Annotated in this window: 11 protein-coding genes; 7 read left to right on the top strand and 4 right to left on the bottom strand. The window is 57.2% G+C overall.

The features are described 5' to 3' along the window. The first annotated feature begins 112 nt into the window (after positions 1-112). Entirely contained in the window at positions 113-595 is a 483-nt protein-coding gene (locus tag GS12_RS11800; RefSeq protein ID WP_034947134.1) for an RrF2 family transcriptional regulator, read from the top strand. A gap of 86 nt (positions 596-681) precedes the next feature. Here GS12_RS11800 and GS12_RS11805 read toward each other — a convergent pair whose 3' ends face one another. Next, complete coding sequence (locus GS12_RS11805) at positions 682-3,840, bottom strand: efflux RND transporter permease subunit (protein ID WP_034947137.1); 3,159 nt, start codon at positions 3,838-3,840, stop codon at positions 682-684. Between the two features lie 20 nt (positions 3,841-3,860). Beyond that, complete coding sequence (locus tag GS12_RS11810; protein WP_052118439.1) at positions 3,861-5,024, bottom strand: efflux RND transporter periplasmic adaptor subunit; 1,164 nt, start codon at positions 5,022-5,024, stop codon at positions 3,861-3,863. Positions 5,025-5,361: 337 nt separating this feature from the next. On the opposite strand from GS12_RS11810, the gene GS12_RS11815 reads away from it, so the two are divergent. From GS12_RS11815 to GS12_RS11835, 5 genes are all read left to right on the top strand, one after another. Then, positions 5,362-5,697, top strand: coding sequence for a helix-turn-helix domain-containing protein (locus GS12_RS11815; protein WP_034914859.1), 336 nt, complete (start codon positions 5,362-5,364; stop codon positions 5,695-5,697). A gap of 125 nt (positions 5,698-5,822) precedes the next feature. Beyond that, positions 5,823-6,836 (top strand): AI-2E family transporter, encoded by a 1,014-nt coding sequence (locus GS12_RS11820; protein ID WP_034947140.1) that lies wholly within the window; start codon positions 5,823-5,825, stop codon positions 6,834-6,836. Between the two features lie 95 nt (positions 6,837-6,931). Then, positions 6,932-8,512, top strand: a complete 1,581-nt coding sequence (locus GS12_RS11825; protein WP_034947142.1) for a methyl-accepting chemotaxis protein — start codon at positions 6,932-6,934, stop codon at positions 8,510-8,512. Between the two features lie 57 nt (positions 8,513-8,569). Then, positions 8,570-9,007 carry a ribonuclease domain-containing protein gene (locus tag GS12_RS11830; RefSeq protein ID WP_034914843.1) on the top strand — a complete coding sequence of 146 codons (438 nt, stop codon included), beginning with the start codon at positions 8,570-8,572 and terminating at the stop codon, positions 9,005-9,007. 1 nt (position 9,008) lies between these two features. Beyond that, on the top strand, positions 9,009-9,278 hold the full coding sequence (locus GS12_RS11835; protein WP_034947145.1) for a barstar family protein: 270 nt from the start codon (positions 9,009-9,011) through the stop codon (positions 9,276-9,278). 9 nt (positions 9,279-9,287) lie between these two features. Here the strand turns inward: GS12_RS11835 and GS12_RS11840 are convergent, their stop codons facing one another. Then, positions 9,288-10,298 (bottom strand): AraC family transcriptional regulator, encoded by a 1,011-nt coding sequence (locus GS12_RS11840; protein WP_200884516.1) that lies wholly within the window; start codon positions 10,296-10,298, stop codon positions 9,288-9,290. Here GS12_RS11840 and GS12_RS11845 point away from each other — a divergent pair. Continuing rightward, a complete protein-coding gene (locus GS12_RS11845; RefSeq protein ID WP_200884518.1) occupies positions 10,297-11,127 on the top strand; it encodes an oxidoreductase in 831 nt (276 codons plus the stop codon). The two genes, GS12_RS11840 and GS12_RS11845, sit on opposite strands and share 2 nt — an antisense overlap. 151 nt (positions 11,128-11,278) lie before the next feature. On the opposite strand, the gene GS12_RS11850 is transcribed toward GS12_RS11845, so the two are convergent. After that, positions 11,279-11,874 (bottom strand): ATP-binding protein (locus GS12_RS11850; protein ID WP_034947151.1); only part of this gene is annotated, 596 nt, incomplete at its 5' end.

The following is an 11,874-nucleotide window of genomic DNA, read 5'->3' on the forward strand; positions in this document are numbered from 1 at the left end:
TCTAAAATGCAACAATATTTGTTATATTAACGACGTGGTTTTTTATAGTTAACTGATTTTTAATGCTTTTTTATAAAGGCGCCAACCGGCGTTTAAAAGCAAGGATCTGAACATGCTTGATATTCGTTTTCCTACGGCCTTACAAATGGTGCTCTGTGTGGCCCATGCGGAGCGGGAAGGTAAACGCAGCACCAGCAAAATTCTGGCGATGGGCCTGAATGCAAACCCGAGTTTTGTGCGCAAAATGATGGTGCCGCTGACCCGGGACGGGATCATCGTCTCCACGCTCGGCCGCTCGGGCACCATCCGTCTGGGTCGTCCGGCGCAGGAGATTACCCTGTGTGATATTTATCTTTCGGTGCTGGAAGATAAGCCGCTGATGGCAGGGCGACCGGAAGTCCCGCCGCGCTGTCTGGTGAGCGCCAACGCCTGTTGGTATTTTAAAGAGCTGGCCCGCGAAGCCGAGCAGGCCTCGCTGGACGTACTGGCGAAGCGCACGGTGGCAGACGCCTTAAAAGATATTCACGATCGCGATCGTCGTTATCCCGAAGGAAGCTGCGAATTGCAGACCGCCGAGGAAAAAGCGGACATTTAGACGTTGCCAGAGAAAAAGCCGGACGCAGTGTGCGTCCGGCTTTTTTTATGCCCGCGTGCCGCCCTCGCAAGGATGGCGGCGACGGCTCAGCTTTCCAGCGCGGGTGTTTCTGCGGCGTGCTCGCGGCGTGTAACCAGCTTGCGCAGCGCAACGTAGAACACCGGCGTCAGAAACAGGCCAAACAAGGTTACGCCAAGCATGCCGGCGAACACCGTGATGCCGGTAACGGTACGCACTTCGGCACCGGCACCGTGGCCCAGCATTAACGGAATTGTCCCGGCGATGAAGGCGATAGAGGTCATTACAATGGGACGCAGGCGCAGGCGACACGCCTCCAGCGCCGCTTCCATGATGGTGCGTCCCTGCATCTCCAGTTCGCGGGCGAACTCAACGATCAGAATGGCGTTTTTACAGGCCAGCCCCATCAACACCACCAGCCCGACCTGCACAAAGACGTTGTTATCGCCCCCGGTCAGCCAGACGCCAAACAGCGCCGACAGCATGGTGACCGGCACGATCAGGATCACCGCTAACGGCAGCGTCCAGCTTTCATAGAGCGCGGCCAGCACCAAAAAGGCCAGCAGAACGGCGACCGGGAAGACGATCACCGCCGCATTTCCCTGCGTCGCCTGCTGATAGCTCAGATCGGTCCATTCCACATTCATGCCGGGAGGCAGGATCTGTTCGGCGAGCGCCTGCACTTTTTGCATCGCCTCGGCGGAGGAGAGCATGCGCGGATCGGCATCGCCAATTAAATCTGCCGCCGGGAAACCGTTATAGCGAATCACCGGATCCGGGCCGTACGTGGTGGCGATATTGACCATGCTGCCAATCGGCACCATTTCGCCGCGCGCGTTGCGGGTGCGTAAATCAGCAATATCACTGACGCTGTCGCGGAACTGACCGTCTGCCTGCGCATAAACGCGCCATGTGCGGCCAAAGCGGTTGAAGTCGTTGATGTAAGACGAGCCGAGATAGGTTTGCAGCGTGCCGAACAGATCGTTCAGCGCCACGCCCTGCGCCTTCGCCTTGTCGCGATCGACCTGCGCATCCAGCTGCGGCACGTTGGCCTGATAAGTTGAGATCGGGAAGTGCATGCCCGGCGTTTGCATGATGGTGCCCGCCATGGCGCTCGCCGCATCCTGAAGCGCGCCGTAGCCGAGGCCCGCCCGATCCTGAATATAGAGGGAGTAGCCGGAACCCTGGCCCAGCCCGAGGATTGGCGGCGGCAGGATCGAGAAAGTAAAGCCTTCCTGAATTTGCGCCAGCTTGCCGTTAATGTCAGCATTGATCTCCGCCGCGCTGCGCGACCGCTGGTTCAGCGGCTTGAGCGTGAAAAAGACCGTGCCGGTGTTCGGCGTATTGGTGAACTGCAACGCGTTCAGACCCGGAAAGGCAATGGCATCCGCCACGCCGTCGGTATGCAGGGCAATGTCACTCATTTTGCGGATCACGGCGTCCGTGCGCTCCAGCGATGCGCCTTCCGGCATCTTGACGCCGCCGATCAGGTAGAGCTTGTCCTGCGTAGGAATAAAGCCGCCGGGAACCAGCCTGAACATCACGCCCGCGCCAATCAGCAGCAGAATATAGACGCCGAACACGGCACCGCGCCGACGCAGGATGCGTGATACACCGCCCTGGTAGCGCGCTGAGTTGCGATTGAAAAAGCGGTTAAACGGGCGGAACAGCCAGCCGAAAAGGGCATTGATCACCCGCGTAGGGCGATCCGCCGGTGCGCCATGCGGCTTGAGCAGCAGCGCCGCGAGCGCGGGAGAGAGCGTCAGGGAGTTAATGGCAGAGATGACCGTTGAAATCGCAATGGTCACCGCAAACTGCTTATAGAACTGCCCGGTGACGCCGGACAGAAACGCCATTGGCACAAATACCGCGCACAGTACCAACGCGATAGCGATGATCGGCCCGGAAACCTCGCGCATCGCCTGATGCGCCGCCGCGCGGGGCGCCAGGCCCTCTTCAATATTACGCTCGACGTTTTCAACCACCACGATAGCGTCATCCACCACAATACCTATCGCCAGCACCAGCCCGAACAGGCTCAGCGTATTCAGCGTGAAGCCAAGCAGGTAGAGCACGGTAAACGTCCCGACCACCGAAACCGGCACCGCCAGCAGCGGAATAATCGAGGCGCGCCAGGTTTGCAGGAACAGGATCACCACCAGCACCACCAGCAGCACGGCTTCCAGCAGGGTATGCACCACCGAACTGATCGAGTCGCGGACAAAAATGGTGGGATCGTAAGGCGCCTTCCAGGTGACGCCCGCCGGGAAGCGCGTCTCCAGCTCAGCCATTTTGGCGCGCACTTCATTCGACAGATCGATGGCGTTAGCGCCAGGCGCTTGGAACACGCCGATGCCTACCGCGTCTTTGTTGTTTAACTGCGCACGCAGCGCATAGCTCCCGGAGCCCATCTCAATGCGCGCGACGTCGCGCAGGCGAACAATCTGCCCGTCATCGCCGCTTTTCAGGATGATATTGCCAAACTCTTCTTCACTTTGCAGACGCCCGCGGGCGTTGATGGAAAGCAAAAAGTCGCTTTTGGTTGGCATCGGCTCCGCGCCAAGCTGCCCGGCAGAAACCTGCACGTTCTGCTCCTGCACGGCAGCAACCACGTCGTTGGCGGTCATCCCGCGCGCCGCCACTTTTGTCGGATCGAGCCAGATGCGCATGGCGTATTCGCCCGCGCCAAAAATCTGTACCTGTCCGACGCCGGGCAACCGCGCCAGCTCATCTTTTACCTTCAGCTGAGCGTAGTTGCGCAGATAGAGCGAGTCGTAACGTCCGTCCGGCGAATCAAGGTGCACCACCAAGGTCATGGTCGGCGACTGTTTCTGCGTGGTAACGCCCTGGCGACGTACGTCTTCCGGCAGTCTCGCTTCCGCCTGCGCCACGCGGTTTTGCACCTGCACCTGCGCCCGATCGGGATCGGTGCCCGGACGGAAGGTCACCGTGGTCACCAGCACGCCATCGGAACCGGCAATTGATTTCATGTACATCATGTTCTCAACGCCGTTGATCGCTTCTTCCAGCGGCGTGGCGACGGTTTCGGCAATCACTTTCGGGTTGGCGCCCGGGTATTCTGCGCGAACCTGGACGCTGGGCGGCACCACGTCGGGATACTCGCTAACGGGCAGCAACGGGATGGCAATCAGTCCGGAGACAAAAATCAGAATCGACAGCACGGCGGCGAAAATCGGCCGGTCGATAAAAAATCTGGAAAAATCCATAGCGGTTCCTGCGGGTCAGTTTAAAGGGCGGCTGGCGTCATCGGCACCGTTTTTGCGTTAACCGGCATGCCCGGCATGAAGACTTTCTGAACGCCATCAACGATCACCCGATCGCCTGGCTTAAGACCGCGCTGCACAATACGCAGCCCGTTAGCCAACTGGCCGGGTTGAATATCGCGACGCTGCGCTTTGTTCTGCCCATCCACGACATAAACGTATTTGCGATCCTGATCGGTCAGCACCGCTTTATCGGATACCAACAGGGCAGGGAAGTCTGCGCGGCCCGGAAGCTGAACCCGTGCGAACAGACCCGGCGTATAGCGGCGCTGACGATTATCCAGCAGCGCGCGCATGCGGATGGTGCCGGTGCTGGCAATCAACTGATTGTCGGTAAAGTCCACCCGCCCTTCATGGGGGTAGCCGTCTTCGCCCACCAGGCCAATTTTGACCGGCAGCGGTTCACCTGCATGACCAGCGCCTTCACCGCTGCGCTGGCTTTGTTGATAGCGCAGAAAGGTTGCCTCATCAACGTCAAAGTAAACATAAACGGTATCCAGCGAGACCAGCGTGGTCAGCACGCTGCTGCTGTCTCCGGCGGTCACCAGGTTGCCGCTGGTGATCATCGCGCGGCTGGCGCGACCGTCGATGGGGGCAGTGACGCGGGTGAAATCCAGATTGAGCCGCGCCATATCCACCGCGGCCTGGGCCGACAGCACGTTAGCCTGCGCCTGGCTGGCCGCCGAGCGACGTTGTTCCGCCGCCTCCCGCGAGATGGCCTGGGAGCCAATCAGCTTTTCCGTTCGCCCCGACTCGCTACGCGCCTGCTGCGCCTGCGAACGGGCGCTCGCCAGTTCGGCTTCGGCACGCGCCAGTTCGGCGCGGTAGGTACGCGCGTCAATGGTAAACAGCACATCGCCTTTTTTTACTTCCTGGCCTTCAACGTAGTTAACGCGATCGATATAGCCGGTAACGCGCGGGCGAAGCTGGACACTTTGTACCGCTTCAATACGTCCGTTGAAATTATCCCACTGGCTGACGGTCTGTTGTTCAACGGCGGCGGCGCTGACCTGCGGTGCGGGCGGTGCGCTTTGTTCGGCGCTTTTTGAATCGCATCCCGCCAGCACAAGAGCGGTAAGCAGAAGTAGCGCGACGGGCCGCAGGCGCGGCGAGGCGATAGATTTCATAATGTGAGTCCCTGTAGCAGTTGCATGACGACGTAAGAAGCAGAGTACGGAAAAGCGCACAAAGTGTATCTTTTACAGATGCACTAAACAGGTGGATTGTAAAAAGGAGGAAAAGATAGTGCAAGTTTTATTGTTGCATTTAGCACTTTTCTGTCAAGAGGGTGTTAATAAATTGGAGAGAGGAAGAGTGTCAGAAGATCGCATTTAATGCAACAATTAAACTTGCATTAAATTAGTGCTTCTACTATTGTGCATAAGTGCATTCATTAAAGATACCTTTTACCCCGGTATGGGGAGAAGGTCAACCTCGTTGGCGAGGTTCTGAAGGGGAAAGACTATGAGCCATGATGATTTCATTAACGATCTGGTTGAGTGGATCGATAGCCATATTGAAGGGAAAATGGATTTAGATACCGTGGCGGAGCGGGCGGGCTACTCCAAGTGGCACCTGCAACGGATGTTTAAACAACACACCGGCTATGCCCTGGGTGAATACATCCGCGCGCGTCGCCTGAAAAAATCGGCTGAGCGACTGGCCGGCGGCGCTGAACCAATTCTGGAAGTGGCGATCTCCTTTGGTTTTGATTCACAGCAGTCGTTTAACCGTAGCTTTAAGCGTCAGTTCGGTCAGTCGCCGGGCGCATGGCGTCGTCAGGTTCAGGTCAGCGCCTGAACCCGTAGCAAAGCGGGCATGGCGCCCGTTTTTTTTACCTGTCACTGGCGCTCGTGCCGCTCAGGAGAGCGTATACTGTCTGAATTGTAGCGAGTTTTTAATTTCAGACAGGAATCGTCAACCCGATGTTGTCACTCAACAAACGCAATACCTCTGAAGCGGCCAGCTATCTGCTGGTGCTCTTTGCGCTTTTAATGATTTTCCCGCTGAGACTGCTGCCGTGTTTTCTGGCGGGCTTTATCGTTTATGAAACGGTACTGGCGTTGACGCCCTGGGTCGAGCGTCTGGTCAAAGGGCCGCTGGCGCGCTGGATCATTATCTTTTTCCTCACCCTGATCGTGGTGATGGCGCTGGTGCTGGGCATCACAAAACTGATTGGTTTCCTGCTGCATGATTTCCACAATCTTGCCGCCTTCCACGCGGCAGCCAGCAAGCTGCTGGAAGACGCGCAGCGCACGCTGTCGCCGGTGGTTACGCGTTACCTGCCTGCTGATATTGATGAGCTGCAACACCAGCTTATTACCTGGCTGCGGGAGCATCTGGTGGTGGTGCAGACGTTTGGCCGCACGGCGGCGCATACCTTTGCCACCATGTTGATCGGCATGCTGCTGGGCGCCATCATTTCGCTCCGCGTCAGTCATGACGGTATAAAAAATGCCCCGCTCAAGCAGGCGCTGTTGCAGCGCCTGACCCTGCTGGCTGCCTCATTTCACAACGTGGTTTTCGCACAACTTAAAGTGTCGCTGGTGAATACGCTGTTGACCTGCGGGTTCCTGTTTGGCGTGCTGCCGCTGTTCGGCCTGCATTTTCCCTTTGCCAAAACGGTAGTGGTGCTGACCTTTATTGCCGGGCTGCTGCCCATTATCGGCAACCTGATCTCTAATACCGTCATTACGCTGATCGGTCTCTCAATTTCTCTGAAAGCAGCGGTGATCGCCATTATTTTCCTGATACTGGTGCATAAGCTTGAGTACTTTATCAATGCACGGATTTTTGGTTCGCGTATCAATGCGAAAACCTGGGAGATCCTGCTGGCGATGCTGGTTTTCGAGTCTGCATTCGGTCTGGCGGGCGTGGTGGCCGCACCGGTGTATTACGCCTATCTGAAGAGTGAGCTTTCTCACGCCCGTTTGATTTAACAGTCAGTCGCACAGTAAAGTTCCCACCTTTTACGTCGATAACCTGGTCAGAAGATCCCGAAAAGGTTCGGGATCTGCCATCACCGGGGCGACCTATGAAATTATCAGATTTTAAAATCAGCCTGCGGCTCGGGGTACTGGCTGCCATTTTACTCACCGCCACCCTGTTTATCGGGTTGACCGGCCTGATTACCAATGAAAATTCGCTGCGGCAAAACAGCCAGATCATGCGTCAGGAAATGCAGATTGAGCAGATTATTGATACTGCACGCAATGCGCAGGTGCAGTTTAAAATTCAGGTGCAGGAGTGGAAGAACCTGCTGCTGCGCGGGCAGGATCCAAAAAATTTCGATAAATTCAAAGCGTCGTTTACCGAACAGAGTCAGGTGACGCAAACGCTGTTGGATAAGCTTATCGCCGCCATGCCTGCGGTGGGCATGTCCACCGCCGAGGTGGTAAAAACCAGAGCGCTTCATGCGGAGCTTGAGCAGCACTATCTTACCGCGCTTCAGGCCTGGCAGCCGGGTGATATCACCAGCGCGCAGCGCGTTGACCATCTTGTCACCGGTATTGACCGCCTGCCAACACAGATGATCGATCAGACGGTCGCTCAGGTGCTTGAACATACCGTTAAAATGCATCAACGGATTGAAGCGGATAATCAGCTCGCCTGGCAGCGCACCCGTCTGCTGTTGCTGGTTTCTATGCTGGCGGCGCTGCTGGCGGGCAGTATCATTACCTGGTGGCTGGTGCGCAGTATCACGCGGCCGCTGGCGCAGGCGGTGAAAATCGCGCAAACGGTCGCCGCAGGCGATCTCCAGATGCAGATTGAGGTGAAAGGGCGTGATGAAACCGCTTCCCTGATGGCGGCGCTGAAAGAGATGAACGGCAACCTGACCCGCATCGTCTCCGATGTGCGTGAAGGCACAGAAACCATCGCCACCGCCTCGGCGCAGATCGCGCTGGGTAGTCAGGATCTCTCCTCGCGCAATGAAGCGCAGGCCAGCGCGCTGGAAGAGACGGCAGCCTCGATGGAAGAGCTGACCTCGGTAGTGAAAAAGAATGCCGACAATGCCCGCCATGCGAGTCATATTGCTTTAACCGCCACCTCTGCGGCGCAGCAGGGTGGGAACGTGGTTGAAGAAGTGGTGCAGACGATGGGCGACATCCACAACTTTTCTCATCAGATTAGCAACATTATCAGCGTAATCGACGGCATTGCCTTCCAGACCAACATTCTGGCGCTGAACGCGGCGGTTGAGGCCGCCAGAGCGGGTACGGAAGGGCGCGGCTTTGCGGTCGTCGCGTCAGAAGTTCGCGCGCTTTCCCAGCGCTCAGCGACGGCGGCCAAAGACATCAAAACGCTGATTGACAGCTCGGTGTCGCGCATCAACGCCGGTAATGCACTGGTGGCGCGCGCGGGCGAATCGATGGCGGATATTGTGGATCACGTGCAGCGTGTCAGTTCGCTGGTGGCGGAGATTTCGCTGGCAAGCGGTGAGCAGAGCGTCGGAATCGATCAGGTGAACCTTGCGGTTACCCAGATGGATTCCGCTACCCAACAAAACGCCTCGCTGTCGCAGGAGTCAACCGTGGCGGCGCAGTCGCTGCAAACGCAGGCCGAGCACCTGTTGCGCAGCGTCAGCGTATTTAAGCTGGCGCCGCACAAGCGCTGATCCGCTGGCCGCCGCGAGGCCGTAGATCTCCGGCCTCGCGGCGGCTACAATTCCGCCATGAATAAAAAACTTATTATTGCGGCGATTTTCGCTCTGGTAGCGACCATCGCCGGTCTTCGCCACCCCTCTTCAGATACCACGCCTGGCCATGACAACGGCGATATCAGCACGCTTACTCAGCAGCAGCGCGTGGCTGACTACCTGCGCCAGCATCAGCGTCTGCCGTCTTACTATCTCACAAAAGATGAGGCACGCCGTCAGGGATGGCAGCCGGCCAGCGGTAATCTCTGTGACATTCTGCCGGGCAGGGCGATTGGCGGCGACCGCTTCTCGAATCGCGAGGGGCGGCTACCGCAGCAGCAGGATCGCCGCTGGTTTGAAGCGGATGTGAACTATCGCTGCGGACGACGCGGCAGCGATCGGCTGATCTGGTCAAGCGATGGCATGATCTATCTCACCCGCGACCATTATCGCCATTTCGAGCAGGTGAAATAAGATGAATAAAGTCAGCTTCGATTTTGACCATATCCAGGACGTTGAGGGTTTTTATCGCCATTTTGCTCAGTGTTTCACGCTGGACGATAATTTTGGTCACAACCTTGATGCGCTGTGGGATGCGCTGACTGGCCTGATTGATTTACCGGTACGTATCACGCTGCGCCATCTTTCACGCCACCCGGATCCCGCACAGTTTGATGATATTTGTGCGGTATTACATGAAGCCGAAGCCGTACTGGCGGGCGGACTGGTATTGAGGCTTCATTAGCGCCTCTCTTCAGCGCATCTCTTCGCCGAGATGGCGGCGCACCCATTTCACCTCTTCCGACGCCGTACGGCCAAAATGCCGCTTAAAGTCACGACTGAACTGCGCGGTACTTGCATAGCCAACCTGCGCGGCGACATCGGCGATGGTGCGGTGCTGACCGGCAATCATCAGTCGTGCTTCATGCAGCCGCATTGCTTTCAGATATTGTATCGGACTGCTACCGGTTACCTCCCTGAAATGGATATGGTAGGAAGACACGCTCATGCCCGACGCTTTTGCCAGATCGGCGAGGGCGATTTTCGTACTGTAGTTTTCCCGAAGCCAGGTCAGGCTGCGAACGACCCGTCCTGCAACCCCTTTTTGCTGCAATGCGGCAACGAGAGCGCCGCCCTGCGGGCCGATCAGCACCCGATAATGCAGCTCGCGCAGCAGCGCGCTGCCAAGCACGGCAGCCTCAGCCGGTTTGCCAAGGGCCGTCAGCAGGCGCAGTAGCAGCGACTGCACGTCCGGCGCGGTTTTGCTTGATACCAGGCCACGCGGCCTGTGCGACGGCAGCTGCGCGTGTCGCTCAATCTGCATCACGATATCAGCGGCGGTCTGCCTATCAAACTCCACATAGATCGCCAGTAGCGGTCGCGACGGGCTGGCCTCGGACTGCATTCGAAAAGGAACGGGCAGCGCAACGGCCAGATAATGCTCCTCGTCGTAAAGGTAGAGCTCGTTTTCCAGCATGCCTGTTTTACTGCCTTGCAGGACAAACACCGCCCCGGGTTTGTAAAGCACGGGCACGTCATTAAGCACCGTTTCGGTTCGTAAAATTCTTACTGCATCAAGCAGGGTGGCGTTGTAACCTGGCGCGGGCGCCAGCGCGTCTGCCAGCGTGACAAGCTGCTCTCTGAGCGCGCGCGAGGACGACGGAAAAACAGGATTGAGCAACATATTACGATGATCCGCAATCGAAGGGCGTGGTAGTAAAGCGTATTTTGCAAACTCCACTTTAATCAAGGAGAGTTTACTCATTATGTCAGCGAAAACCTTTTTTATTACCGGCGCGAATTCAGGCTTCGGTCTGGCGATTGCTTCTGCCGCCGTTCGTGCGGGGCATCAGGTTATCGGCACCGTGCGCTCCGCCTCATCGCGCGACGCGCTTCGGACAGCACTCCCGTCCGCGCATGCTGTACTGTGCGATGTCACGGAATTTGAGCGCATTGACGACGTGGTGCGTGAGGCTGAAGAAAAGTACGGGCCGGTTGACGTACTGATTAATAATGCCGGATACGGTCACGAAGGCGTGCTGGAGGAGTCGTCTGTCGAAGAGATGCGTCGCCAGTTCGAGGTAAACGTATTTGGCGCCGTCGCGGTGGCGAAGGCTTTTCTGTCCGGTTTTCGCCAGCGTCGCCGTGGATTTATCGTTAATGTCACCTCAATGGGTGGCCTGATCACAATGCCGGGCATCGCGTACTACTGCGGAAGCAAGTTCGCGCTCCAGGGAATTTCACAGGTAATGCGCGCCGAGATGGCGCCGTTTGGCGTGCACGTTACCGCGCTCTGCCCTGGCTCTTTCCGCACCGACTGGGCGGGGCGCTCAATGGTACGTACGGCGCGATCCATCAGCGATTATGACGCGTTATTCGATCCCATTCGCGCCTCAAGGCAGAGCAAAAGCGGCAGCCAGATCGGTAACCCGGACAAGCTGGCCGACGCCGTGCTGGCGCTGGTGGCATCTGATAATCCACCGCCTCAGCTTCTGCTCGGTAGCGATGCGCTGACGCTGGTATCGGACAGGATTGCCTCTCTTCAGCAGGAAATTGACGCCTGGCAATCGCTTACGATCTCTACCGACGGCTGAGGTAAAATTTAAAACGAGCTTAATACTATCTTAAGCAAGCTGTGAAAAACTCTCTTCAACCTTTGAGGAGAGTAAAATGAAATTCATACTGACAGCAACGTTAAGCGAATATGTTTCCGTACTCATGAGCATCAGCGCCGCCATCCTGTATTTAAGCATCTGGTTTACCGCCTGAAGAGGGCGGAAACACAACGCTGGCACGGCAGCCCGTCGGCGCGGCGTTTTCAAGAAAGAATTGCCCGTCATGCAACTGCACGATGCGCGTCACGATACTCAATCCCAGGCCAACGCCGCCATAGCGGCGATCCATGCGGACAAATGCCTTACTCAGCTCACCCGTTTTACTTTCATCGATACCGGGCCCATGATCCTCAACGCACAGCATCGGCTGGGAAGCATTGTCCAGCCGTAGCGTGATGGTTGTCTGTCGTGGGCTGTAACGATGAGCATTTTCAACCAGATTGCGCAGCAACACTTTCAACAATGTGGCATCGCCGCGAACCTGCGCGTCCTGGTGACAGACAAGCTCCAGACGTTGCTCCCGCTGCGACAGCATGCTTTCCAGCTCGTTACGGAGGGCGAAAACAACGTCCTGACGTAAAGAAACGCTCTGGTAATTACCCGAGGTGAACGATTGCCCCGTGCGCGCAAGCTGGAGAAGCTGCGACACGCTGGTTGTCATTGAATCGATGCGCTGGATCAGCGGCTGTACGTTCACACCGTTTTTTTTCTCGATCAGTTCCAGGT

Origin of the sequence: Erwinia oleae (assembly GCF_000770305.1) — a bacterium.
In the GTDB taxonomy this organism is placed as follows: Bacteria; Pseudomonadota; Gammaproteobacteria; order Enterobacterales; family Enterobacteriaceae; genus Erwinia; species Erwinia oleae.

Excerpts from the sequence above, each read along its gene's own strand:
- GS12_RS11800 (WP_034947134.1), top strand. The coding sequence starts at position 113 with ATGCTTGATATTCGTTTTCCTACGGCCTTACAAATGGTGCTCTGTGTG.
- GS12_RS11805 (WP_034947137.1), bottom strand. The coding sequence starts at position 3,840 with ATGGATTTTTCCAGATTTTTTATCGACCGGCCGATTTTCGCCGCCGTG.
- GS12_RS11810 (WP_052118439.1), bottom strand. The coding sequence starts at position 5,024 with ATGAAATCTATCGCCTCGCCGCGCCTGCGGCCCGTCGCGCTACTTCTG.
- GS12_RS11815 (WP_034914859.1), top strand. The coding sequence starts at position 5,362 with ATGAGCCATGATGATTTCATTAACGATCTGGTTGAGTGGATCGATAGC.
- GS12_RS11820 (WP_034947140.1), top strand. The coding sequence starts at position 5,823 with ATGTTGTCACTCAACAAACGCAATACCTCTGAAGCGGCCAGCTATCTG.
- GS12_RS11825 (WP_034947142.1), top strand. The coding sequence starts at position 6,932 with ATGAAATTATCAGATTTTAAAATCAGCCTGCGGCTCGGGGTACTGGCT.
- GS12_RS11830 (WP_034914843.1), top strand. The coding sequence starts at position 8,570 with ATGAATAAAAAACTTATTATTGCGGCGATTTTCGCTCTGGTAGCGACC.
- GS12_RS11835 (WP_034947145.1), top strand. The coding sequence starts at position 9,009 with ATGAATAAAGTCAGCTTCGATTTTGACCATATCCAGGACGTTGAGGGT.
- GS12_RS11840 (WP_200884516.1), bottom strand. The coding sequence starts at position 10,298 with ATGAGTAAACTCTCCTTGATTAAAGTGGAGTTTGCAAAATACGCTTTA.